Genomic DNA, 25,718 nt, shown 5'->3' with positions numbered 1-25,718 from the left:
GTAATGAAAAGGAATTTTTATAGGTTATTTTCGTTTGGAAGGGAGTATTTTACATGTTAATTTCGCTAAGTTCATCAACACTGTTAACATTATTTTTTATCGCGCTTAGTGCTTCTTGGCTAAGTGGATTATTGTTTTTACATGCAAGGATGCCTTTACGTTTTGTTCATATCCATATTGGTATCGCTGCTTTGCCTTCATTGGTTTCTTTACTTGCACTTGTTAATCACAATGGAGATAGAGTTGTGGGGCCTTGGCATCTAGATACTTTAGCTTGGTTCATGGCTTTCTTCGTTCTTACAATTGGTTTAATCATTCAGCGTTTCTCTGTACGTTACTTAATGGGAGATCGCTCATATCGAAAATACTTTGCACTTTTTACATTTACTACAGGTGTATCTTCAGTTGCATGGTTAAGTAATGATCTTCGTTTCATGATTATGTGTTGGGGTGCAACACTTATAGGATTGGTTTTACTCATCGGGCTAAATAAAGGGTGGAAGGTAGTTAGTGAAGCAACAAAAATCTCAGGCTATTTATTTACAATAAGTTGGATTGCCTTGCTAGCAGCTATCATCTGGCTGTTTCAAATAACTGGACAGTGGCAGTTAACATCAGTTGTAACGAATGAAAATGTAGCTCAATTTGGAACATTGGAGAAAACAGGAATTAACTTATTGATTATAGTAGCTGTGATGATTCCAGCAGCACAATGGCCTTTTCAAAGATGGTTAATTGAATCAGCTGTTGCTCCAACTCCTGTTTCTGCTATTATGCATGCGGGTTTAGTAAATGCTGGTGGTATCATGTTAACTAGATTTTCACCTCTTTTTCATGATGATATTGCACAAATCATTTTACTCATTTTCTCTAGTATTTCTGTCTTAATAGGAACAGGAATTAGTTTAGTCCAAGTTGATTATAAACGTCAGCTAGTAGGATCCACTATTGCACAAATGGGGTTTATGCTGATTCAATGCGCATTAGGAGCGTATTTAGCAGCTGTTATTCATTTAATTTTACACGGTTTATTTAAAGCCACACTGTTTTTACAAGCTGGTTCTTCCGTACAACGTTTTGAGGGAGTGAAGCAATCTAATGAAAAGATGTCCAATTTATGGATGATAGTCGGACGTGTTTTCGGATTATTTATAGCAATTGCTTTCTGGTTTATGACTTCTGGAGAGGGGTATCAATTCGTTAGTGCGTTCATCTTAGGTTGGTCATTATACGTTTCATGGAAACAGCTTGTTGTTTTTGGAGAGGGAAGAATGGGAAGAATTGCTGGCTTAATTGTTTTGAGTGGATTTTCTCTCATTTACTTTACCGTTCATAACTCTCTTTATAAATGGTTGCATACTGACATGTATCAAAATGTTCAACCTTCAGCTCCAGCAGTTATTTTTGTTATAAGTCTCTTATTATTTGGTAGTGTTATTAGTACTCTCGTTACTCGTAATCAATCTTCTACAATATTTGCTGTAATGTATCTTTGGTTCGTTCGAGTAGGTGAAGCGAGACAAAAGTCAGTAGAAAGTCATCCAAGCTATCTGAAACATGATGTATCAAAGGGAGGTAATCAGTGATGAGCATACAGTCAATCGTAACGAAAGAAACTTTAAAAAAGAAAGATACAAAAATTGAAATACAAGAAAAGAATATGAATGATTTAGTTGAATCTGCTAGCCGAGTGATTGCACCACTTTGGCCTATCTCAACCTTTGCAGCTCATCACCCTTGGATGGGACTTGAAAAACAATCATTTGAACAAGTTGCAGATTGGTTAAAAGAAGCTCGTAATGTAGATATATATCCTAGTGCCTCCATGATTCATTCGGCAAAGGTGAAAGGGGAGATTGAGGAATCATTTTTACAAATAGGCTTGTCTCGTTGGCTTGATTCACAATCTTTTCATATTCCGCGAGAGACAGCAGAGCGTTTTTGCCAAGAAGCTTTAAAGTTAGAGAGATTACCTTCTAGTCTGTTATCATCGCCAGAATTAAATAAATTAGCAGAAGAAATAAGTTATATAAATACAGGGAGTATGGAAGACTCTTCTATGCAACCAATCAGTTCACTTATAGAGAATCAAAAGGGTGACAACCTATCAGATGTTCTTAATTACCATATTATTAAATGGTGTAAATTATATCTTGATGACTCCGGATCAAGTTGGACGATGCCAAACCGAGAGAAAGGTTTGTATCGTGCGTGGCATCACCTTATTACATTTGATCCAGCGCTTAGTAAAACTGAACGTAAAGTTTTAAAAGATTGGCCACAGGATGCCCAGGGAGCTTTAACAAAAGCATTATCTGAACTAGGAATTTCTGAATCTAATAGGCAAGCTTACCTTGAAGGGCACTTACTTTCTTTGCCTGGATGGGCAGGAATGATACGATGGCGCTCGCAACAATCAATTGAGGAACAGGAACTTCTCATACAATATTTAGCAGTTCGAATTTCTATGGAGCTAGCCATTGTAAAACCGTATTTACCTTTGAAAAATCAAAAGGTTGAGAAAAAAGTTTCGATCGTCCCACTTATAGCTTCTTGGATCTATTGGGGGGATATTTCAGTAGAGAAATGGTTACAAATGTCTGCAACTGAACAAAGTGAATTATTAGCATTCGCTTATCGCTTTGATGAAAATACTCGCAAGAAACTTTGGCTAGAAGCTTGGGAACAGACGCATGCAGAGCAATTAAGGGAGAAGATTGCTTCTAAACAAAGTGCAACGAATGATAAAAAGCATGTAGTAGCTCAATTAGCATTTTGTATTGATGTACGTTCAGAACCGTTTCGCCGCCACCTTGAAAAATTAGGTCCGTTTGAAACGTTTGGAATAGCTGGTTTCTTTGGGTTACCAATTGCGACTACTGAACTAGGCAGTAATAACAGCCATCCTTCTTTGCCAGTTATATTAAAACCGAAACATCAAATAAAAGAACTCGCGGATGAAAAGGAATTTAAAAATTATAAACAACGCAAGAAGATAGACAGCTCAGTAAGTTATACGTTTAAGACGATGAAACAAAATGTATTGACAAGTATGTTGCTACCTGAGGTAAGTGGCCCTTTACTTGGCTTACAAATGGTGACAAGAAGTTTTGTGCCAAGAAGAGTAGGCAGTTTCATTCGTAACCTTCGTAAAACGATGTTACAAAAACCTGATACAACATTCTCACTTAATCATGTTCATGATACAAAATGTGAGATACCGATCGGTTTTACGAAAGAAGAAAAAGTGAACTATGTGCGTCAAGCTTTAAAAATGGTGGGATTGACAGAAAAATTTGCGCCGTTAGTTGTAATGTGCGGACATAGTAGTCAAAGTACGAACAACCCTTATGCTGCAGCGCTTGAGTGTGGTGCTTGTGGCGGAGCAGCAGGAGGATTCAATGCAAGAGTTTTCGCTACTTTATGTAATCTTCCAGAAGTAAGAGAGGCATTGTCTGCTGAAGGCATTAAAATTCCTGAGGACACCATTTTTGTAGCAGCTGAACATAAAACAACAGTGGATGAATTGGAATGGATTTACGTCCCAAAACTTTCGGAAGCTGCGCAAGAAGCATTTGATTGTATTGAGTCGATTATGCCAAATGTGAGCCAAGAGGCAAATAAAGAGCGTTTAATGAAATTACCTAATTTTAAAACGAAAATAAAAAATCCGAGTAAAGAGGCACATCGATTTGCAGAAGATTGGAGTGAAATACGTCCAGAATGGGGATTAGCTCGTAATGCATCTTTTATTATCGGGCAGCGTGAATTGACTCAGGATTGTGACTTAGAAGGTAGGGCTTTCCTTCATAATTATGATTGGAAACAGGATGAAAATGGCGATATATTAGCTAGCATCATAGCGGGACCAGGAACAGTAGCGCAGTGGATCAATCTACAATATTACGCTTCAACTGTAGCTCCTCATTATTATGGTAGTGGAAACAAAACAACACAAACCGTTACGGCAGGTCTCGGTGTTATGCAAGGAAATGCAAGTGATTTGTTATCAGGCTTACCTTGGCAATCCGTTATGCAGTCAGATAGTGAAACGTATCACTCACCACTTCGTTTACTCATTGTAATTCAAGCGCCTACTAAATATATAGAACGTTTGCTAAATAATGATTTCACATTTCGAGAAAAAGTTCAAAATGGATGGGTCAGACTTGCAAGTGTTGATTCAGAGGGACGCTGGAAAAACTGGTAGCAATCATGTAATGCATATCAACTATTGTTACTAGCTTAAAAGTTTCATAAATACAATCATGAAGAAGGAGTGCTATATATGAGTTCAAAGCATAAAAAGGTTTTATTGTTAACAGAGATGGAACAAGGAATAGAGCCTATTATCCAACAAGTAACTAACATTCAACAAGAAAACATGTTGACTATACACAGCTACGATTCCGTAATTGTACATCCTTTTGGAGATATAATGAGATCTATTATTATTGCTATTTATGAAGAAAATGTGGAAGAAATTTTTGTTGTCGGAATAGAGGATAAAAAAACAGATGTAGTTAATTTACAAATTCAACGTGATTCCATAAAAAATAACAAGGAACTAGATTATCTCTTTGAAAATTGCATGCCTGAATTTTCAAGTGGTAGCCTTGAGGAATGGCTAAGTGGAAAAGGAAATGTTAGTGAAAATATTGAGAAGAGTATAGATATGATTCGTCATCATCCATTAGTGCCTTCTAATGTTAAAGTTCAGGGGTTCATGATTGATAAAACAGGTGAAAAAGAAACAGTTGTTAAAGTTTCTGTTAATAAAGTAGCTGAATGCATAAATTAAAAACGTAAATAAAAACTTGAGCATAATAAAAATGCTCGAGTTTTTATGTTTATTAATGATAATCTAAAGTATAGAATATACACATCTTAGGGAGGGCATATATGTGAAGAAGTGGATGAAAATTGTTCTGTACTCTTTACTAGGTATTTTACTTATAGGAAGTATTAGTTTTTTTGTGTGGTCTCAGTTTAGTTATAAACCGACGAAAGAGGCGTTGTCATTAGTGGATGATAAAAAAGATGAAGATTATATAGTTTTTGGAGAGAAAGATGCTAAAATAGGGGTTATTTTTTATCAAGGAGCGAAAGTAGAAGCGGAGGCTTATAGTTACTTAGGGGAAGCACTTGCAAAAGATGGACATTTTGTAGTAATGCCTAAGTTACCATTAAACTTAGCGATACTTGGAATCAATGAGGTAGATAGTGTAATTGAAAAGTATCCGGAAGTTCAAAAATGGTATGTTGCAGGGCATTCAATGGGCGGAGCTATGATTTCTAAGTATGCCTTTCAACATGAAGAAAAGGTAGACGGGATTATTTTCTTAGGTTCGTATCCTGCAGATGACTTTTCTACGAAATCGATCCCGATGTTATCAATTTATGGAGAAGTAGATGCGTTAGCAACTGTAGAAAAAATAGAGGACAATAAAAAGTTTATGTCAAAGAATACAACTATGCACATGATAAAAGGCGGAAACCATGCTCATTTTGGCATGTACGGTGAGCAAAAAGGTGATAATGCGAGCTTAATTACGTCAAAAGCACAACGAGATGAAACAGTGAAAGTAATGGAAGAATGGCTATTGAAACAATGATAACGAATTTAATAAATCTACCGAAAGAATTCTCTAAACGATAGGTGGGAGAGATAATAAAGAGCCAACTCGTACGAATTGGCTCTTTTATTTATTTGCCATCTCCAATTGTCCCCTTATTTTCTCCGGAATATCCTTTTCAGCGATAAGATCGTAAGAATACACATACTTTCCTTTTACATGAATTTTCAAGTAAGTTTTTCTTATAAAATCATTAGGGGTGTTCGTTCCCACTTTATATTCTTTCTCATTGCTTAATTCATCGACACCTTTTAGTGAGTAAATAGCCCGGCCTTTATAATGATAATCTGGAATGCCATACCCCTGCGCAACGGCGTATACATTTTTTTCTTCAGCAATCGGATTAAATCTGTCTAAATCACCGCGTAATATGAAAGGTAGTAAGTATATAGGAAGACCTATTCCTATTATGCAAATTACAAATTTTTTCATGATCGTTTCTCCTCTTGTTAAATTACTTATTTTTAAGTATAGGAAAAAATTCTTATGAATTTAGAAGTGAATTTCTTAAGTTTTTCTTAAATAGATGTTTTAAGGAGGGATAACATTGTATGGTTATTCTTTCGTACAAATCGTATTATTTTTTATTTATATCTTCGTGGCTTTTATGCAAAATACAATATTTCTAGATAAAATATAAACTCCTTATATATTAGGAAATGTAATTTCGTAAATTAATTATGAATATATTTTATTTTGAAAAACATCCCTTGATAAATACACAGAATTATTGTAAAGTGATGATAATTAAAATATATATTGTTTGAAAGCGATAAAGGGAAATAGTACAAGTAGTTTTTTTGGAGAGCCGGTGGGTGGTGTAAACTGATAGAAGGAACTTGTGAATCCGTCCTTGAGGGAAATGAGGAACAATTCAATGTGAAGTGCGTAATCGTTTCCACCTACAAGCAGTTAATAATTTAAGTGGAGGGCGTATATTTTTACGTTTTTAACTAGAGTGGCAACGCGGATTAGCTTTCGTCCCTTTTATAGGAACGGGAGTTTTTTGTATTTTATCTAGTTAAAATGCAAATTTGAGAAAGGTTAGTTCCTTCATTAATAAAATATAAAAGATTAAGGGGATATTGTTCATTGATAATCAATATAAATTAATAGAAGAATTTAATAATGCGGAATTTGATAAAAGTTTAAAGTGGTTTTCTCCCCCTAAAGATTGGGAGGTTAATAGCAATAAATCGAAGTTAATAGTCAAACCGGATAAAGAGACAGATTTCTGGCAAAAAACACATTATGAATTTCAAGTTGATAATGGACATTTTTTATACTATGAACTAAATGGAGACTTTAGATTGATCACGAAAGTAAAATCTAAACCAGCGAATAGATATGATCAAGCAGGTTTAATGGTTCGATTTTCAAAAGATACTTGGTTAAAGACATCGGTTGAGTATATACCTGATGACAATAGTAAATTAGGTGTTGTTGTAACAAAGAATGGATATTCTGATTGGTCTAGTCAGGAGTTTTTTGGAGATTTAAATTCTCTTTATTATCGTATAACAAGAAGGGGAAATAATTACTACGTTGATTATTCATTAGACGGGGATTTATGGAAACAAATAAGAATGGTTCACCTTTTTGAAGAAAAAGATTGCATGAAAGTTGGCATTTATGCTTGCAGTCCACAAGGAGATGGGTATGAAGCAGAGTTTGAATTTATTAAGATTGAAAATATAGATGATAATACAAAAGTTTATTAAAGTGGAACGTTTTGAGGTATCATATTGATGCAATCAATGCAGCTGGCATTCCAATTGTCATCTATCAAGGAATAAATAGTGGCGTTGGTTTGCCAGAAGGTTATCGTCTGGATCGAAATGTTCTAATAAATGATGAGCTTGCTGCTATCGTTACCGCTCTCCGTAGTATCTCCACTTCATATGGTAGAGAGCAATACCGACGTCTAGTAGAAAAAATACATAGTTATTATATAGCCATCATATGAAGAAGAATTTCAAAATAAAACAAACCGCGTACTAATCAATTATTCTTCTTGGGATGGTATTTGGTATTTTCGACCGAAACTAAAAGTATTAGACGAAGCGTTAGATGGCTATGTATTAGTAAACTTCACCTATTCAGATGCAAAAGGTGAAGTTTACAAGCGAATAGTAGAGCTACATATGCTCATTCTCAAAGGAAGAGAATAGTATTAACAAATTTATTGCCTAGAGAAAGAAACGATCCGTCTTTTTAAACTAAAAAGAATGAAAGAGGTTGTGATAAATCGTGAAAGAATCTTCATTCGTCGGGATGCTACTATTCAGAAGCATATCAAAAGCGAGAGTAAATCTAAGCCATCCAATGTACCAGAAGTTCTCCTACGTTTCCAAGATGAAGCTCGCCATTTGGCAGAAGAATGGTTTGATATTTAAGTGCTTTTACCACTTGAGGATGGCAGTTGGCTAATAAAAAAGGCGTATCCTGAAAATATCAATTAAAAAAGTTTACTTACTTGTATTAGAATTTTATTGTAATTAGGAAAACTATATATAAATTAGGATTTATAGTACTACTCTGTGCATTCCATCTCTCTCTTTTTTGCTTTAAATGTAGATTTTCGTTTTATCTTTATCTCAGCAAGTATAACACCGCTTAGAATAAGTAATGCTCCGATATACCCTTGGATTGACAATAATTCGTTCATGAACAGGTATGCAAACAGTGCAGAAAATACAGGTTCTAATGAAAAAATGAGTCCTGTATGTGTCGGTGTTGTGTATTTCTGTGCCATCGCCTGAATGATGTAGGCAAAAGCACTGCAGAAAATACTTAACACCAGTACAGCGATCCAACTCTCTTTAGTGGATGGAAGTTGCGGCTCTTCGAAAATCAGGGCAGAGAGTACGCCAAACCCTCCTGCAAATCCCAACTGAAGAATCCCAAGCTGCAATGTATTGGCAACTTTAGCCGCTCTTCCGGTGACAATAATATGAAAAGCATAAAAGAGAGCAGCGAGTATACAAAGTAAATCTCCAGAATTGAGTGTTAATTGATTATTCAAAGTCAGTAAACCAATTCCAGTCATTGCAACAAGGGAACTAATGATCAGTCTGTAACTCAGTCGATCCTTGAACAGAACGATAGATAATAAAGGGATAAAGATTACGGTCAAACTGGCTAGAAAACCAGCATTTGAAGCTGATGTCGTTTTTAAACCTAAGATGACTGAAGCAGATACAACGAAAAGTAAAAATCCTAGAATAAAGCCGTATTTTAGAGTGACAAAATGAATTGAACGAAATTGTTTAAAAAAAACAGCAGCACAAACCAAAAAAGCAATACCAAAGCGCAATGCAACAAGAGAAAATGAAGGGACAGTTTCCAATCCGATTTTCATAAAAAGATAGGAAGTACCCCAGGTCATTGTAACAAGTAAGATCATAAGATTAGCCTTTATTGGTTTCATTTTTAGTTCTCCTTTAAAATTTTTATGTACTTAGTTTAATTGTGATTCAAGTATTAGTAAAACGAATATATGTAATGATATACTTGAATAAAATTCATACATGAGAAAGTAGGAGAATCGATGAGTCTGACTAAGTTAGAAATCTTTCTGAAGACGGTTGAAATGGGGAACTTATCAAGAGCGGCCGAAGCACTGAATTTGACTCAGTCAGGTGTCAGCCATGCGATTAGAAGTCTTGAATTGGAGTATGGTTTTCAATTGTTACTCCGGAATAAAACAGGTGTTCGATTAACGGAAAATGGTGAGCGTGTTTTAACGCATGTTCGTGAAGTAGTAAATCATAATGAGCGATTAAAGCAAACTGTTGCAGATATTAATGGCATAGTGGCAGGAACTTTGCGCATTGGTACCTTTACAAGCGTGTCTATCCACTGGCTGCCTACAATCATCCATCGCTTTCGCTTGGAGCATCCTCGAATTGAAATCAAATTAATGGAAGGTGATTATGGAATGATTGAAACGTGGATTCAACAAGGGGTGATTGACTTAGGTTTTATGTCACTACCATCATCGGGCCATCTAGAATCTATTCCACTAAGAAAAGATCGAATGTTATGCATCCTTCCTAAAAATCACTCATTAAGTAAACAATCCATAATTCAGTATGATCAGCTCGAGAAAGAGCCTTTTATTATGCCTGCTTCTTCATGCGGTTACGATGTTAGGAAAGTATTAGAAGCGGCTAGGGTTCAGCTCGATATCCAATTCGAAACCGGTGATGATCATGTGATTGTCGCGATGGTGGAGAACGGGCTGGGAATCAGTGTCATGTCTGAACTCGCATTACAAGGACAAAGCGAAAATGTTACGATTGTGGAGTTGGAAGATAAACCTGTACGATCACTTGGGCTGTCACTTACTTCAATTAAACACGCATTACCAGCAACAAAACGGTTTATCGAATATACTCAAAAATGGTTAGATGGTGATTGAATATATCGGCAATCAAAACAAAATCAACAGTCAATGATTTTCAGGCCATATAGAGGTAGCTCCACACATCCATCAACTTAAAGTATATGTTTATACAAAGACTGATTTTTTCATGTAGTTTTTTATTATCTTTTATAGATATCATAAAAGTAGACATATCAAATAAACCCTAGCGAGTTTCAATTTTTTACTATAACTATGCTACCTGATGAATGGAATCGGTATAATCATAAACAACACCCAAAATATCAAAGACTGTTTTTTTCTCATATCTGTGGGATTTTCGTCCGTTGCGCTGTAGGAGGTTAAACAGACGAAGGAGAACCTTTGATAATTCTTGGATGTTCTTAAGTAATGCTTGATGAAAATGTAAGAAATAGTCTTTAATCATGTACATCGCTTTATATTCACTTAGTTCTTTCTGTTTCTTACGTAACAGGAGCTCCCTCATTTTAAACATAGTAGAAGAACATAATAGGATACCAATGAGTTTTCCATAAAGATGACATTCTAGCCGCTCTTGTTTAATAGATTTAAAACGCTGAATTTGAAACCAAGATTTCCATATTTTAAATAACAGCTCAATTTGCCAACGCAGTGAATATAAATCATAGATTTTCTCTTTTGGTACCCATTCCGTAGGAATGTTTGTCATATATACCGTAATTCCTTGTAAAAGCTTTGTACGATCTGTATATGTAATCCCTTTTTTCTTTTCACGAATAGCCCGATCATGTAGGCGTTTCTGTTTTTGTTCCTCCGTACATCTATAAACCACAATACGAGTAGGCAGTTTGTCCTTGCTCCCTACATATACATCATGTAACTCGTACACTTGGCCAGGTTGTAATTGTTTCATGATGTCTTCCAAATGAATTTGTATATATACCGGTCTCAATTGAGCGGGTTTTGTTTTAAATACCAATGTTTCGAATTCTTTTCTATATATTTTAGTTGGTAATTTAAGACGTGATAAATAATATCCTTGCTTATCTTGGATAGATTTAAAGTCTTGTAAACGAAAATATCCTAAGTCACGAATATATAGTTCATTCTTTTGTATCATGCCTGTTCGAGTCGCACCATACGCCTGATCACTTCGCTTTCCTGGTTCAATTTTTACATCAGAAAATTCTCCACTCAATAAGTCATACTCTAATTGAATTTTTACACCAGCTCTATGACTACACCCTCCGGCACCAGGATAAGTAGATGCGAATCGATCTGGAACTTGAAAGGTTGTAGAATCAAGGATGCGAATGCGTTCAAAGTAAGCAGAAAGAGAATGAGAAATTTTAGATAACCCTCCAATTTTAGCTTGTAGAAGTGTAGTAAATACAGTTCGAAAGAAAGCTACAGAAGCTGAGTTAAAGCGTCGATTAAGTCCCTCCGGACTTAATAAAATTCCTGTTGAGGTTTCTAATTGACTACAAAGTTGAGTAAGAGAGGTAGTAGCGATTTGTTGATTTAACCATACACACAAAGATAAAAAATGGTGCCCATGGCACTTACGTTTTCGCCTCATTCCGCCAGCTTCTATAGCTAATTGATTAAGTGTAGCGGGAGACATATATCGATATAACTCTTCGGCAAATAAAGACAACTCTTGTTTTTGATGCATATTCATAAAAAGCACGCCACCCTTTCTCATTAATATAAGAAAATAGTAACGCGCTTTTAATTTCAAGAATAGTCCGAATGTCGATTTGAAATAAAGTTGTACTGTTTATAAAAAAGTCCTACCGTTTGAAAAGATGAATTAAAAATGGTTTTAATTGTATTATTTTGAACAGTCGTGCTAAAATATAAACATGAACACAAAAAATAAAACGAACAATCAAAAAGAAAAGTCATTTATCGAAAAAGCCCGGAGGGCTCAAATTATGGAATGTGCAATTGAAACACTTGCTGAAGTAGGTTATGTAAAAGCCTCTTTAGGACAAATCGCTAAACGTGCAAAAATAAGTAAGGGGGTTATTTCTTATTACTTTACAAACAAAGAGGAACTTCTAGAGCAAGTTATAATCGATTATTATATAGCCTGTCAGTCCTTTAGTTGTCCGCAAATTGAAGCTCAAACGACCCCAGAAGGAATGCTCCAAACATATATTGAATCGAATCTGAAATTTATAGATAAACATCGAAAGCATGTATTTGCTGTTATAGAAATTGTTTCAAATGAAAGAACAGATGAAGGAAAACTTCGGTTTGCAGCAGACCATGATGAAACTATTTTTCTTCCCATTAAAAATATTCTACGTTTAGGGATGCAAGAGGGGGTGTTTCGAGAATTTTCCGAAACGGCCTTAAGGGTGATGGCGTTAACAATCAGGCATGCCATAGACGGATTTAGCCTCGAGCTAATGAGGAACCCCGATCTAAACGTTAAAGATTACACAAAAGAACTTATTACAATCTTTGAGCGGACAACTCAAAAGTAACATATCACCCTGATGAGGGGGGAAGGTCATGATATTTTATGAGGTTATTTGTTTTTGCTGTAAAAGTGTATTTCGAGTAAATGAAGGAACTGAAAAATATAAGCAGTTCAAGGAAAATCCAAAAGGGAAATATTGCTGTGACGAATGCAGTCATAAAATAAGACTTGAAGCAATTAAAAATTTTTTTAGATAGGGTCACTATCTACTTTTTATTTTTGCTAGTTTATAATGTCTAACATCATTCATCTTAAAATGATTAAATTTTTTTATAAATATTGTTTATATATTCATAAAGGAAAACTCCATTTTAATCAATCTTTTGACAAAATGGAGTTTTTTATTTGTTGTTAAATAAGGATCTTTAATCAATCTTTATTTTAAAGCTATACCGAATCCTTAAGTTGATGGATGTGGGGTAGCTCCACATACCCATCAACCTAAGAATCCAGAATTACCCCAAAACGAAAAAATGAGCTTTTTGTTACAAGTTAGCACAAATTTTCATTCTGGTGGGTACTATAAAATTTTAGCTTGATGGCGATGGGTTATAATCATAATAATGTAAGTAAATAGTTTTTTTGCGATACTTCAATAGTGAAGTATCGTTTTTCTTTGTATAACTAAAGCCCAACTATAGAGCTTAGATTTGCAATAATAAATGTTTTTTCATTAGATAATTACTTTACCAAGAATCGGGATGTTTGCGGATACATTTATTTTTGGGATACATAATTATATTTAGAGAATACCCAGTTACAGTATTTGAACTTTTAATAAGAAGGGATGCGAAGGAATGAACTCACAGAGACAAGGCTATGCAGGCTGGTGGCAAGGCGGACACGGTGGTTGGCCGGGTGGACAAGGCGGTTGGCAAGGTGGACACGGCGGTTGGCAAGGTGGACAAGGCGGTTGGCAAGGTGGACACGGCGGTTGGCAAGGTGGACACGGTGGTTGGCAAGGCGGACACGGTGGTTGGCCGGGCGGACATGGTGGTTGGCAAGGTGGACACGGTGGTTGGCAAGGCGGACACGGTGGTTGGCCGGGCGGACATGGTGGTTGGCCGGGCGGACACGGTGGTTGGCAAGGCGGACACGGCGGTTGGCAAGGCGGACACGGTGGTTGGCAAGGCGGACATGGATATTAAAAAGATACTATAAAATCATTTTTTTATGCAAAGTTTGTATATTTAGTATGATTGTATATTTTCATTTGTATAGTAAGGATATAATGAAAACAGCAAAAAAATCCTGTGAAGTAAGGATTCTATACGTAAAATGAAAGCAGTGGAAATGTCAAAAGAACAAAAGACACCGCTTTTTATTATTCAAGGAGAACGAGACTATCAAGTTCAATCGAAAATCGAAATCCCTCTTTGGAAAGAACAACTAAAAGAACGAGGTAACGTTGATTATCGACTATATCCAAAGTTAAATCATTTCTTTACAGAGGGTGATGGGGAAATAAGTAAACCAGATGAATATTATGTCATGCTAATATCCCCGAGTATGTTATAAATGATATTGCTGCTTGGGTGCAAGGAAGATTGCAATTAAATTAGCAACCATATGTTTTAATAAAGACTTTCTTTCTGCGATTAAAATAGAAACATTACTATTATGTTATATATTTTTTTAAAACACTCTTTGAAAAGGAGTGTTTTTTTATTTTTCCAAATAGAAATTTTCTATAAAATAAAGGGCTTGCCTTCCAAACAAATCGTTATTTGTAACACTGCTATCAAAGGAAAGTGCTCGTGACATCTCTTTAATATTCAAAAACATTAATAATCTATCGTGTGAAGTTTTTTGAAAATTTAGGTTTAACATCTTTAAAATAGGTGTATTACATATTACATAACAACTAAATAAGAAAATAAAAAATCTAAAGGAGGAAAAATACAATGCATAAGAATGAAAGAAAACCGGTGGTTCATGAATATGATAATGAACATGAAGTAGTTATGAAAGTAAAAGAGCTAGAATTACAAGGGATTCACCAAGATGACATTTACGTCTTAACACATGAAAAACATCTAACAAAAAAGATTGCGGATGATACAAATATAAATACGATTGGAGTAAAAGAACAAGGATTGGGCACAAGTATTATCAACTTTTTCTCCAAAAAAGGGGAAGAACTCCGAAATCAAATGGAGGAAATGGGGTTGTCGAAGGAGGAAGCTAACTTATATGAAGAAAAACTAGATCAAGGGAGAATCTTACTCCTAGTAACAGCTGAAACACCAACGGCGAGTGATAGGCAACCGCAAAACTATCATTCTCTCTAATAGATTGCAATAGGTAAGGTAATTATTTTAGCTTGTAGCATGGAAGAAAATAAAAGTGGAGAAGGGTGAGAAAAAATGAAACATACAATATTTAAATACGCTATGATTGGGATTACGACTGGAGTTATAGTCTCCTTATTAAAAAAGGAAAATCGGAAAGCGATACAAACAAAAGGAAAAAGCGTAAAAGAAAAATTGCAAGAAGGAAACATAAAGGAAACATTGGAGAAGGTAACCGAAACAAGTAAACAATTCTCTGTAACTGCAGCTAATGTTGCAAAACAAACATTACCACAACTGCTTACAGCCACACCAGTTGTCATTTCTACCATTAAAGACTTAACAGAAAACGAAACGAACAAAAAGAAAACAGATGAAAAGGATAACGAAATAAATCAAAACAGTAAGGACATAGACGGAGAAAAAACGAAAAATGAAAAGAAATATATGAAAGAAGAGAGTGCTTAAATTTAATTCTAAAAAGAGAAAGTGAGGAAGAAAGTATGAAATCTCTGTATGCAATTGATGTAGGAATTGGTTTTACTAAGCGGGCATATCGACAGGATGTAGATTCTGAGGTGACGATTAAGAGTGAAGCTTCCACACTAGCCCCTGTACCTAATCATGATGAAAGTGAAGATTTAACAAAGGTAAGTTTTATAGATTTAGACTTTGCATACTATATGGGAAATGAAGCGCATCAATCTGACGCTTCATTGCTTCCTCCATTTGACGAAGAAATAGAAAATTATTATGAAAGCGAACGGTTTAAACAACAAATATTTGGTTGCATTGCAAAGGATTATAAAGAAAATGTCGTGTTACCTTTAGTTGTTACCGGGCTTCCTGTCACTTATTTTGGTAGTCAGCATGAGCAATTACAACGTGCACTAAAAAAAGAAACTTCTGTGCAAATTGATGGAAAATTTATTACTATTACGGTGGAAAATGCTTTGATTCTTCAGCAACCGGTCGCTTTACATGCTTATTTCTTAAAAGAGGGAATCATTCAGGAGCGAGATCGTATTTTAATTATTGATGGTGGATTTCGTACATTAGAAATGACAGATATGAAACAGAATGTCATTTTAAATCATTATGAGACAGAGCTAGGATGTAGCAAGCCTTTGAAAAATATTAAGAATATCGTGCAGAATCATGCGGGGGAAAGTAATCAATTGCATATTAACGATATGCCAAACATATTAGAAAAAGGATATGGAGGTCGAGAAGAAGATCCTCAGACAAGTCAGGTTCATACTTTAATTCAAAAAGAGTTGGATGCACACTTCCAAGACGTTATGCGTGTATTACAAGAACAATTTAAATTAGAACAGTACGATACTATTATTTGGACAGGAGGAATAGTAGATCTCCACAAAAAACGAATTGAAAAAATACAAGGTGAAATTTCTTCTTTCCGTATGGTAGACGCTTCGAAAGAGGCTGCACTTCATGGATATTATATGATTGGAAGTCAAGTATTTGACGACATCACTAATCAATCTGTATATGAATCTAAGTTATAATAACGACCGAAATGGAGTTCTTTGAATAGACGTGCCAAATTATGTAGCTTCTTTTCCACATATAAAAAATGCTTTATAAGAAAAGATAAAAAGTGCTTATATAGAGGAAATGTTTAAAATTGCGAATAAAAATAACTAATATATAGGGGGTCTTCCTTTTAATAGAATAAGACCTCCTATGCCATTTATCCCGCTTTAATGGGCAGTAAGACCCCCACCTCAAAATTCAGCGAAAGCAAAGAATTTAGGTGGGGGTCGGGCTCCCATAAAAGTCCGATTGGTGAGGGCTAATAATCAGTGGGGCATGAAGAAAAACCCCACTGATTAAAGTTTCACTTTATTTTGTAATTTAGTTGATCTAAAAACTTTTCCTCCAAGACATGAATACCTACATACAAATTTCATATTACGGATATGATTCGATTAAACATAAAACTATTTAGAAAGGAAGAATAATATGGAATGCATAAAAATGACGAAATGGAGTTGGTATCATGTGAAAACTAGTGAGCTTGAAAAACTTTCTTCTATAATCCCTCGTGATGTAACATCTTATTTCTCTCAATTTATAAAGAAAATAAGTTCTCCTTGTGAAAATGGATTATATGTTTATACGTTATCACCAAGTCAAACTTGTGTATATGGTTCGTTTTTATATGATCAAGATAAAAAGGACGCCAAAATTCAAAAATTTCTTCATTATTTCGTAGCTCATGGAATACTGATAACGGTCCAGGAAAAAGAGGAAGGGGACTTTCAGAAATTAATACATAATGCCTCTTTTAGTGCAAAAAATTGTAATAGTTCCGCTGAAGGATTATGTGCTATCTTATCAATGTTTATATCTCACTATTTGCGAAAGGTTGACTACTTTGAAAACAATTTCAGAAATGTATTATGGGATTTTTATCATCATAATAACATAGCAGTTTTAGAAAGAATTTATCATATTCGTCATGAACTATTTATGAACACACATGTGTTTCGCTTAATACAAGAAGTGTTACAAGGCCTGAAAGAAGCTTGGTTAGAAAACTTAACAAACACTCTTTGTTATAAACAAACAAACGTAAAATTAGAGCGTGGATTACAACTTGTTAAAGAGTACCAAGAAGAATTGGACACGATGATTCATTTACAAGAAGTTGTTTCTTCACATCGTGGGAATGAGATTATGAAAGCTCTTACTGTATTAACTGCTGTAAGTACGCCTTTGACGGCCTTAGGAGCATTGTGGGGGATGAATTTTAAATATATGCCTGAACTAGAATGGAAATATAGCTATTTAATCGCTCTCTTATTTATCATTTTTACAACAGGTGGTATGTATTTGTATATGAGAGTGAAAGGATGGACAGGTGACTTATTACGAGTAAAGAAAAAGAAATCTTTTTTTAAATCTAATTAATCTTGTTTATAAAATATATGATAGATATATGGTTAGTAATATTTATTAATTGGGGTAGTGTCATTTCGACTTTACAATAGGGATATCGCTGCTTTCAGCAAAACAGACTTCAGAGGCGATTTAGCCAAGATTAATATACCTACCCTTGTTATTGATGATGCTTCAGATGCAACTGTATCATTTGAATATAGTGGGAAATTAACACATGAAGCACTCCTATTATTCTTAAAGGACTGATTACAACTATATCATTGTTAATTGATACATGATAAATAATTTGCAATTCCATCATATTTTTTCTAATAAATGGAAATACCTAAAGGTGAATAATTTTGAGGAGGTTTTCAATTATGGAAGAAAACCAGGACATGAATTCTCTAGATGAACAAGACGAGAAACGTGAGACATTGACAACACGACAGGGGCACCCTGTGAAGGATAATCAAAATATCCGAACAATTGGGAATCGTGGTCCAGCAACACTTGAAAATTATCATTTCATCGAAAAAATTTCTCATTTTGATCGAGAAGAGGTTCCAGAACGTGTAGTACATGCGCGAGGAGCTGGAGCATTTGGGTATTTTGAAACGTATGGAAAAGTTGGAGATGAGCCGGTAGAAAAATATACTCGTGCGAAAGTGTTTTCGGGGGCTGGCAAAAAACACCGTTAATGGTTCGTTTTTCTACAGTAGCTGGAGCTAAGGACTCACCAGAAACAGCAAGGGATCCACGAGGCTTTGCAGTGAAAATGTATACGGAAGATGGTAACTGGGATTTAGTAGGGAATAATTTGAAAATTTTCTTTATTCGTGATGCGATGAAGTTCCCAGATATGATTCATGCGTTTAAGGTTGATCCGGTTTCGAATGTGGCGAATCCTCAGAGAATGTTTGATTTTGTTTCTCGTACCCCGGAGGCAACGCATATGATTACATTTTTATTTTCTCCATGGGGTATTCCAGCAACATATCGCCATATGCAGGGATCTGGTGTAAACACTTATAAATGGGTAAATGAAAAAGGCGAAGCGGTATTGGTGAAATATCACTGGGAGCCGAAGCAGGGAATTCGAAATTTAACACAAGAAGATGCAAACAGTATTCAAGCAATGAATGTTAGTCATGCAACACAAGATTTATATGAAGCAATTGAGCGCAAAGATTATCCAGAGTGGGAGCTATTTGTACAAATTATGGAGGATGATTATCATCCAGAACTCGATTTTGATCCTCTTGATGATACGAAGCTTTGGCCAGAGGAGCAGTTCCCCTGGTTACCAGTAGGACGTATGGTTCTTGATCGTAATCCAGTTGATTACCATTCAGAGATTGAACAAGCTGCTTTTGGTACAGGAGTACTTGTTGATGGCATGGACTTCTCAGACGATAAAATGCTACAAGGTCGTACTTTCTCTTATTCAGATACGCAACGTTACCGCGTTGGTGCAAACTATCTACAATTACCTGTTAATGCACCTAAAGCACCTGTTCGTACAAATCAACATCGTGGTCAAATGGATATGCGTAATCCGAAAGAGTCTGGAGAAAATCCGCATATTAACTATGAGCCATCTATGCTGGGTGGTTATAAAGATGCAAAACAAGAAAAGCACCATCCACACCAACCAACTTACAATGCGGCTGCTATGAGTGCACCAATCGATCGTCCTAATAATTATGGTCAAGCAGGTCACACGTATCGTAGTTTTGAGGAGTGGGAACGAAATGAGTTGGTTAAAAATCTATCTGAAGCACTTGCAGTATGTGACAAAAGAATTCAGAATGCGATGATTGAACACTTCACACAAGCTGATGAAGATTATGGCCGTCGTGTTAAAGAAGGTATTGAAAAGAAAATGAAAGAAGCTAAAACGGAAAACAAACTTCCAGGCCGCGAAGTAAGTAAATCAAAATATGGCCAAGGTTCATTAGCTGCAAACGAAGCAACAAAAGATGCAGTAAAGAAAAGCCATGAATCAGATCCTTATTAATTAGACGTAAGCACAATAGGCTTATACTTAGAGGTGCCGTTAAAACGGTTAGGCAGCCTTTCATACGATTACTAAGTAGTTTTGTTTAAAAATATGAGGGGTATTAAATATCATAAGATAGTTGAGAAACAAGTGAAAAATAAAGCTTTATAAAAGATGCTCTTGGATAAATCCAGGAGCATCTTTTTGAATGCGGCGTAGTGCACCACTGTAACCAATTTAAAGAATCGAAATCTTCTATAACGAAATTTTTGCTCATTTTTAAATGTTGATATTGAAATGTTAGGTTGATAAATCTCTATTAGTTTCGAGTTGAATATTTTTCTTAACGGCTAAAATTTATGGATTAGAGTTTTTTTGTCTCTTAGGTGGATTGCTATATTACTATCAAGATAATATTTTGAATAATCCTCAAAATAAAGAAATGTTTTTGTCAGAAAACGATAAAATCTTATTAATTTTTATAATTAGTAGAATTTTTATAGAAATAATCCTCTTAATATATTAAAATAACATCATGTTATGTAAGATTTTAATTATTAGGGGAGAGAAATTTTATGTTGAAAAAAATCATTCCAGTTGCTTTAGCATTAAGTACAGTTACTTTTACTAGTGTATTCGCTGTGCCTTCAGCCCAAGCAAGTACAGAACCAAACCGCTACATAGATGTGCAAATGCTCGGTATTAACGATTTTCATGGGCAACTAGACACAGTAAAAAAAATTAACAATAAAGATGCAGGGGGAATCGAGTACTTAGGGGCTTATTTACGCGATCGTGAAAAACAAAATCCGAATACATTAAAAGTACATGCTGGCGATGTTGTTGGAGCAAGTACTCCTGTTTCAGCATTATTACAAGACGAACCTACCATTGAATTTCTAAATGATTTAAAATTCGATGTTGGAACGATAGGAAATCATGAATTTGATGAAGGTGTTGAAGAAATGAACCGCCTTATTTATGGTGGATACCATGAGAAAACAGGGAAATTTAAAGGAGCAAAATTCCCATATGTTGCCGCAAATTTCTATAATAAATCCACCGGTCGTTTATTTTTACCACCATTCACTATAAAAAAGGTACAAGGAGTTCCTGTTGGATTTATCGGAGTCGTAACAACGGATGTGCCTAATCTTGTTATGCCTACTATGCTAAAAAATGTAGAAATTACAGATGAAGTTGAAGCTATTAACAAATCCGTAAAGCAATTAAAAAAACTAGGTGTTAAATCTATCGTTGTTCTTGCACATAACGGGGGGACAACAGATGGGAACGGCGTAACAAATGGTGATATCGTCCGATTAGCAAATGAGACTGATCCAGAAGTCGATGTTATTTTTGGTGGGCATAGCCACACTTATGTAAATGGAACTGTTAATAATAAACTTGTCGTACAAGCAAATTCTTACGGTATGGCTTTTGCTGATGTTGATGTAAAGATTGATCGTAAAACACAAGATATTGTTGAGAAAAAAGCAGAAATTGTTACAACTTACCATGAAGGCATGGAGCCTGATAAAAAAATAAAGAAGAAGATGGAGAAATATCAAGCAAAAATCGCACCTCTTGTTAATGAAGTTGTAGGTAAGTCTATTGCTCCGCTAGATCGTAAACTAAATACGGCTGGTGAATCTACTCTTGGAAATTTAGTTGCTGATGCCCAGCGTGCAACAATGCAATCTCAAATTGCACTTATGAATCCTGGTGGTATTCGTAATGACTTAGATGCTGGTGATATTACATGGGGAGAGATATATGGTATTCAACCATTCGGAAATCAATTAATAAAAGTAAATTTAACGGGTCAAGATATTTGTGATATTTTAAATCAACAATGGCAAAAAGATATAACAAGAATGCTTCAAATTTCAGGGATCCAATACACTTGGGATGCAAACAAACCTAATGGAGAAAAAGTAACAAATATGCGCCTAACTAATGGAGAAGAAATTATTTCTTCTAAAACTTACAGCGTCGTTGCAAACGCATTTCTAGCTTCAGGTGGAGATGGATTTGTATCCTTTAAAAACGGTAAAGATGCTGAAACAGGACCAACTGATTTTGAAGCATTAGTAGATTACATAAAAAAATCAAAAGAACCAATTCAGTCTATTATTGATGGAAGAATTCAAAAAATAAATTAGGTTTTTATTAATCTCAAAAAATAGATTACCTATGCACTATACTTTTTCGTGTGCAGGTAATCTATTTTTTTGATTTGAAATAGAGTTTTACCGTGGCTAATAGGTATACCGTCTAGATGCAGAATGCCGAAAAAAATGAAATTCGTATAATTGCTAATTCATCCGTAACTATCATTGTTTTGTTTGATAGCAATGGAGTACGGCCACACATCCATCAACTTAAGAGTTGGGACTATTCTAGAGATTAAAAGCACGTTAGCATTTTCTTAATTAATGGGAAAGAGTGACATACTTTTTAGGAATATGCATAAAAAACAAGGGGTTTCATTATTTGCCGAAGATTTATCTCAATAAAAGTCTCCCAATACACTTAATCAATTCACTAAATTAGAGTTGAGTTTTTGGTAAGAAGGGAGCCATATGTTTCGAAAGAAATGTAGAAATTTCTATAATAGTTTCCTTCAGTTCCTTATCTAGCTTGAGTGCATCTGGGAGTAGTATCGCCTATCAAATTAAGACCATAGATAAGATGAACTTTCGTCTATTAGAACTGAAATATTCTTAATATAGAGGCATACTAGATTATGATGTTTTTCCGTAACAAATATAGTTAAAAATTTCAGGTTTAGAGAGAATTATAAAGGGTATACATACAATATAAAGAGTTGATTGGAGATGAATTTTATGGTTTCAAATTACAGCAAATTTTATGGTGAATGAGTCTATAAAATTTGTATTCTTACTTTAAATAAAAAGGGGGTTAGTATACATGAATAAATGGTTAATAAATAAAAAAATCCTATTTATTTTGTAAACGAGGGGCGTGTGGAAAATGAAAAATATGAAACGCAAGCTAGGAACCTTTGCACTCACAATGACTGGGATTGGCTCGATTTTAGGGTCTGGCTGGTTATTTGGTGCATGGAAGGCTGCTAAAATATCAGGAGGGGCCGCTATCTTTTCTTGGCTCTTAGGAATGATTGTAATATTATTTATTGCCTTACCATATAGCGAGTTAGGAGCTATGATTCCGGAGGCTGGCGGAATGGTAAAATATACCCAATACTCACATGGAGATTTCGTAGGATTTATTGCTGCATGGGCGAATTGGATAGCCATCGTCTCAGTTATTCCAGTTGAGGCTATAGCCTCAATACAATATATGAGTTCATGGCCTTGGGAGTGGGCAAGTTGGGCCAAGGATTTAGTAGACAATGGGATGTTGACTTCAAAAGGTCTTGCAGCTGCTTCTTTACTTATTATTATATATTTCTTTTTAAACTATTGGACTGTTAGTCTATTTGCAAAAATAAATTCTTTAATTACTATATTCAAAATCATAATTCCTGGTCTTACAATTGGTGCATTGCTATTTGTTGGATTTCATGGAGAAAACTTTACTAGTCATCAGGACTTTCATGTATCTAATTGGTCAAATGTATTAACTGCTATGGCAACATCCGGTGTTATTTTTGCATTCAATGGTTTTCAGAGTCCCATTAATATGGCTGGTGAAGCAAAGAACCCAGGAAAATCCATTCCTCGGGCAGTTGTAGGATCCATTTTAATTTCAACTATAATATATGCATTATTACAAATTGCTTTTATCGGTGCTGTAAATCCCGATATGATAATTAATGGATGGTCGAATTTAAATTTTAATTCACCATTTGCTGATTTAGCGATAGCACTAAATATTAATTGGTTAGTTATTGTATTATATTTAGATGCTTTTGTATCTCCTTCGGGTACAGGTACTACTTATATGGCAACCACATCACGCATGCTGTACGGAATGGAGAAGAATGGATATTTCCCTAAAGTTTTTGGGAAATTACATCCTATATATGGTGTGCCTAGATTTGCCATGATGTTTAATTTAATGATTTGTTTTGTTTTTTTATTTTTATTTAAAGGATGGGGTGTTTTAGCTGAAGTGATTTCAGTGGCTACATTAATTTCATATGTTACTGGACCAATAACAGTAATGACCCTGAGAAAAACTGCACCTAATTTTCATCGTTCTTTCTATATAAAAGGATTAAACATTATCGCACCTTTAGGGTTCATTTTTGCATCATTAACATTATATTGGGCAAGGTGGCCGTTAACAGGAGAAGTAATGTTTATTATACTTATGGGCTTACCTATATATTTTTATTATCAATTAAAAACAAAATGGGTTGGATTTAAGAAGAATTTTTTAGCTGGATTATGGATTGTAGGGTATTTATTATTTATGATTTGTATATCGTACATTGGAAGTGAAAAATTTGGTGGGTTAAATATTATAACTTATGGATGGGATATGGTACTTATTTCAATTGTTTCATTTCTATTTTATAGATGGGCTATAAATAGTGGATTTAAAACAAAAGATCTACAGGTAGCACAGAAGATTAATGGTAGAATTAGTTGAATAATATACATAAATTAGAAAAAATGATTTATTTGAGGAATAAAGAATTTGTATTTATTTAGAAAGTATAGTTAAATGATTTCTTTAAGTAACAGGAGCAGCTAGCAAAGGCTAACTGCTCAACTCTCGACCAAGGGAGCTAGAGTTGGGAAAATATTCAAAGCTGACTTTTAAAAGTCTTATATAGTATCGAGAAAACGTGGGTCATATTTGTATGAAACATAAAAGAGTAGCTAATAAAAGTTAATTGCTAAGCCTTTGAGTAAGAAGGGAAAACAAAAACTGTATTTGCATTACTAACAGAATGTTGCGTTTTATTTATAGAGAAAATGCATGAAATTCTATATTACATGGGATGAGCGATGTAGCTCTGTTGGAAGAAAGAGTGAATGAATCCCAAAAAATCTAGACAACTTTCTGAACAAACGTTTATCCCGCTTTAATGGACAGTAAAACCCCCACCTGAAAATGCAGCGAAAGCAAAGAATTTAGGTGGGGATTGGGCTGCCCATTAAAGTCCGATTGGTTCAACTAATAATCAGTGGGGGATGAAGAAAATCCCCACTGATTAAAGTTTCACTTTATTAGCGCTTCAAGTACTTTAACGGAATTTGAAATAAAAATTATGGGTTAATGGTATGAATGAATCCCAAAAACTATTACGTGAAAAGTATGTATTAAATAGTGAAGGTAAATTAAATGAAAATATATCTTGAACAGAAGACACTATATAGTGTAATACTTATACAAAAACAGTTCATTTAACTAAAAAGGACAGTTAAATGAAATATAACCGTTCCTAATTATAGGAACGGTTATAAATTTATCATGTGCTGGAGGTCAATCCGAATGGCATGGACTACCGTTGCTAAATAGTATGGACATGGAATTTAATGAGTATACGTAATAATAGCAAACAATAATAGTGGAAGCCGTAACGAATTATTAGTTCGTGATGCTGAAAGTGCAATCGATTAAATGAAATATAAAATCGCACAAAACTTCAATATATAACTTGATGGTCGATTCACTCGCTAATTATATAGTGTATGGATTAGAAGGAGGGATTATAATCTCTCCTTTTTTATTGGGAAAAATCTATGCTCAAATGGTTTTCAAGAAATTTTAAGTAAAAGTACAAACTACTCTTCTGGATAGGAAGAACTGAGCTAATAGTTAGAAATTCATTATTTTGATAAGAACATATTTAATAATAAAAAGTAGTTAGCAAAAGCTAACTACTCGGTAACCAATTTGTTCTAAAACAGGTTAGTTATATTTTGGACACATCTTTAAAAAAATATACAACATAAGTGAAAACAGTAATCTATGTTAATTGCTCTAACAAATAAAGCAAAAAGGGTCTAATATTAATTATTAAGTATTCACGATGTTAAAAACATAACAAAAGACATGTTTTATACCAATTTCGCTTCCT

Annotated in this window: 21 protein-coding genes and 3 pseudogenes; 20 read left to right on the top strand and 4 right to left on the bottom strand. The window is 34.7% G+C overall.

Features of this window, described 5'->3' with window-relative positions; translation table 11 throughout:
* The first annotated feature begins 53 nt into the window (after nt 1–53).
* The 4 genes from PSR14_RS16005 (at nt 54) to PSR14_RS15990 (ending at nt 5,615) form a co-directional block, all read left to right on the top strand.
* A complete protein-coding gene (locus tag PSR14_RS16005) occupies nt 54–1,586 on the top strand; it encodes an NADH dehydrogenase subunit 5 (protein WP_073540920.1) in 1,533 nt (510 codons plus the stop codon).
* Nucleotides 1,586–4,210: a DUF2309 domain-containing protein gene (locus PSR14_RS16000; RefSeq protein ID WP_073540918.1), complete on the top strand. Its 2,625-nt coding sequence runs from the start codon at nt 1,586–1,588 to the stop codon at nt 4,208–4,210. The genes PSR14_RS16005 and PSR14_RS16000 overlap by 1 nt, the downstream gene beginning before the upstream one ends.
* A 78-nt stretch (nt 4,211–4,288) precedes the next feature.
* Nucleotides 4,289–4,801 carry a carbonic anhydrase gene (locus tag PSR14_RS15995; protein WP_073540916.1) on the top strand — a complete coding sequence of 171 codons (513 nt, stop codon included), beginning with the start codon at nt 4,289–4,291 and terminating at the stop codon, nt 4,799–4,801.
* Between the two features lie 103 nt (nt 4,802–4,904).
* Nucleotides 4,905–5,615: an alpha/beta hydrolase gene (locus PSR14_RS15990; RefSeq protein WP_073540914.1), complete on the top strand. Its 711-nt coding sequence runs from the start codon at nt 4,905–4,907 to the stop codon at nt 5,613–5,615.
* An 87-nt stretch (nt 5,616–5,702) separates the two neighbouring features.
* On the opposite strand, the gene PSR14_RS15985 is transcribed toward PSR14_RS15990, so the two are convergent.
* Entirely contained in the window at nt 5,703–6,068 is a 366-nt protein-coding gene (locus tag PSR14_RS15985; RefSeq protein ID WP_000714884.1) for a YxeA family protein, read from the bottom strand.
* A gap of 659 nt (nt 6,069–6,727) precedes the next feature.
* On the opposite strand from PSR14_RS15985, the gene PSR14_RS15980 reads away from it, so the two are divergent.
* The 3 genes from PSR14_RS15980 (at nt 6,728) to PSR14_RS15970 (ending at nt 8,032) form a co-directional block, all read left to right on the top strand.
* Nucleotides 6,728–7,357: a DUF1349 domain-containing protein gene (locus PSR14_RS15980; RefSeq protein WP_073540991.1), complete on the top strand. Its 630-nt coding sequence runs from the start codon at nt 6,728–6,730 to the stop codon at nt 7,355–7,357.
* 11 nt (nt 7,358–7,368) lie between these two features.
* A complete protein-coding gene (locus tag PSR14_RS15975; protein WP_011181751.1) occupies nt 7,369–7,602 on the top strand; it encodes a transcriptional regulator in 234 nt (77 codons plus the stop codon).
* A 214-nt stretch (nt 7,603–7,816) separates the two neighbouring features.
* Nucleotides 7,817–8,032, top strand: coding sequence for a WYL domain-containing protein (locus PSR14_RS15970; protein ID WP_333563970.1), 216 nt, complete (start codon nt 7,817–7,819; stop codon nt 8,030–8,032).
* A 137-nt stretch (nt 8,033–8,169) separates the two neighbouring features.
* On the opposite strand, the gene PSR14_RS15965 is transcribed toward PSR14_RS15970, so the two are convergent.
* Nucleotides 8,170–9,066 carry a DMT family transporter gene (locus PSR14_RS15965; RefSeq protein ID WP_073540912.1) on the bottom strand — a complete coding sequence of 299 codons (897 nt, stop codon included), beginning with the start codon at nt 9,064–9,066 and terminating at the stop codon, nt 8,170–8,172.
* Between the two features lie 120 nt (nt 9,067–9,186).
* On the opposite strand from PSR14_RS15965, the gene PSR14_RS15960 reads away from it, so the two are divergent.
* Nucleotides 9,187–10,059, top strand: a complete 873-nt coding sequence (locus PSR14_RS15960) for a LysR family transcriptional regulator (RefSeq protein WP_048556953.1) — start codon at nt 9,187–9,189, stop codon at nt 10,057–10,059.
* 196 nt (nt 10,060–10,255) lie between these two features.
* Here the strand turns inward: PSR14_RS15960 and PSR14_RS15955 are convergent, their stop codons facing one another.
* The gene (locus tag PSR14_RS15955; RefSeq protein ID WP_109629801.1) at nt 10,256–11,686 is read right to left on the bottom strand and encodes an IS4 family transposase; all 1,431 of its coding nucleotides are present in this window, start codon (nt 11,684–11,686) and stop codon (nt 10,256–10,258) included.
* Nucleotides 11,687–11,870: 184 nt separating this feature from the next.
* On the opposite strand from PSR14_RS15955, the gene PSR14_RS15950 reads away from it, so the two are divergent.
* The 4 genes and pseudogenes from PSR14_RS15950 to PSR14_RS15935 form a co-directional block, all read left to right on the top strand.
* Nucleotides 11,871–12,500 (top strand): TetR/AcrR family transcriptional regulator, encoded by a 630-nt coding sequence (locus tag PSR14_RS15950; protein WP_073540908.1) that lies wholly within the window; start codon nt 11,871–11,873, stop codon nt 12,498–12,500.
* A gap of 28 nt (nt 12,501–12,528) precedes the next feature.
* The gene (locus tag PSR14_RS15945; RefSeq protein WP_069355893.1) at nt 12,529–12,693 is read left to right on the top strand and encodes a DUF2197 domain-containing protein; all 165 of its coding nucleotides are present in this window, start codon (nt 12,529–12,531) and stop codon (nt 12,691–12,693) included.
* 600 nt (nt 12,694–13,293) lie between these two features.
* Nucleotides 13,294–13,644 (top strand): hypothetical protein, encoded by a 351-nt coding sequence (locus tag PSR14_RS15940; protein ID WP_277561464.1) that lies wholly within the window; start codon nt 13,294–13,296, stop codon nt 13,642–13,644.
* Nucleotides 13,645–13,759: 115 nt separating this feature from the next.
* A pseudogene (locus PSR14_RS15935) lies at nt 13,760–14,058 on the top strand (hydrolase); the annotation flags it as partial.
* Between the two features lie 103 nt (nt 14,059–14,161).
* On the opposite strand, the gene PSR14_RS15930 reads toward PSR14_RS15935, so the two are convergent.
* Nucleotides 14,162–14,281 carry an acyl dehydratase gene (locus tag PSR14_RS15930; protein WP_098487315.1) on the bottom strand — a complete coding sequence of 40 codons (120 nt, stop codon included), beginning with the start codon at nt 14,279–14,281 and terminating at the stop codon, nt 14,162–14,164.
* 119 nt (nt 14,282–14,400) lie between these two features.
* Here PSR14_RS15930 and PSR14_RS15925 point away from each other — a divergent pair, with 119 nt between their 5' ends.
* From PSR14_RS15925 to PSR14_RS15890, 8 genes and pseudogenes are all read left to right on the top strand, one after another.
* Nucleotides 14,401–14,787, top strand: a complete 387-nt coding sequence (locus tag PSR14_RS15925; RefSeq protein WP_098487314.1) for a general stress protein — start codon at nt 14,401–14,403, stop codon at nt 14,785–14,787.
* Between the two features lie 75 nt (nt 14,788–14,862).
* On the top strand, nt 14,863–15,255 hold the full coding sequence (locus PSR14_RS15920; protein WP_000683204.1) for a hypothetical protein: 393 nt from the start codon (nt 14,863–14,865) through the stop codon (nt 15,253–15,255).
* A 35-nt stretch (nt 15,256–15,290) separates the two neighbouring features.
* The gene (locus PSR14_RS15915; protein ID WP_098487313.1) at nt 15,291–16,316 is read left to right on the top strand and encodes a ParM/StbA family protein; all 1,026 of its coding nucleotides are present in this window, start codon (nt 15,291–15,293) and stop codon (nt 16,314–16,316) included.
* A gap of 457 nt (nt 16,317–16,773) precedes the next feature.
* Nucleotides 16,774–17,724 carry a magnesium transporter CorA family protein gene (locus PSR14_RS15910; RefSeq protein ID WP_074570875.1) on the top strand — a complete coding sequence of 317 codons (951 nt, stop codon included), beginning with the start codon at nt 16,774–16,776 and terminating at the stop codon, nt 17,722–17,724.
* 350 nt (nt 17,725–18,074) lie between these two features.
* A pseudogene (locus PSR14_RS15905) lies at nt 18,075–19,714 on the top strand (catalase).
* A 557-nt stretch (nt 19,715–20,271) separates the two neighbouring features.
* Nucleotides 20,272–21,861: a bifunctional UDP-sugar hydrolase/5'-nucleotidase gene (locus PSR14_RS15900; RefSeq protein WP_073540898.1), complete on the top strand. Its 1,590-nt coding sequence runs from the start codon at nt 20,272–20,274 to the stop codon at nt 21,859–21,861.
* A gap of 832 nt (nt 21,862–22,693) precedes the next feature.
* Nucleotides 22,694–24,280: an APC family permease gene (locus PSR14_RS15895; RefSeq protein WP_098487311.1), complete on the top strand. Its 1,587-nt coding sequence runs from the start codon at nt 22,694–22,696 to the stop codon at nt 24,278–24,280.
* A gap of 909 nt (nt 24,281–25,189) precedes the next feature.
* Nucleotides 25,190–25,255, top strand: a pseudogene (locus PSR14_RS15890) (spore protein); the annotation flags it as partial.
* Between the last annotated feature and the right edge of the window lie 463 nt (nt 25,256–25,718).

This window comes from Bacillus sp. A01H, from assembly GCF_045277205.1.
Lineage (GTDB): Bacteria > Bacillota > Bacilli > Bacillales > Bacillaceae_G > Bacillus_A > Bacillus_A paranthracis.
This window is presented reverse-complemented; position numbering and strand designations above follow the sequence as displayed.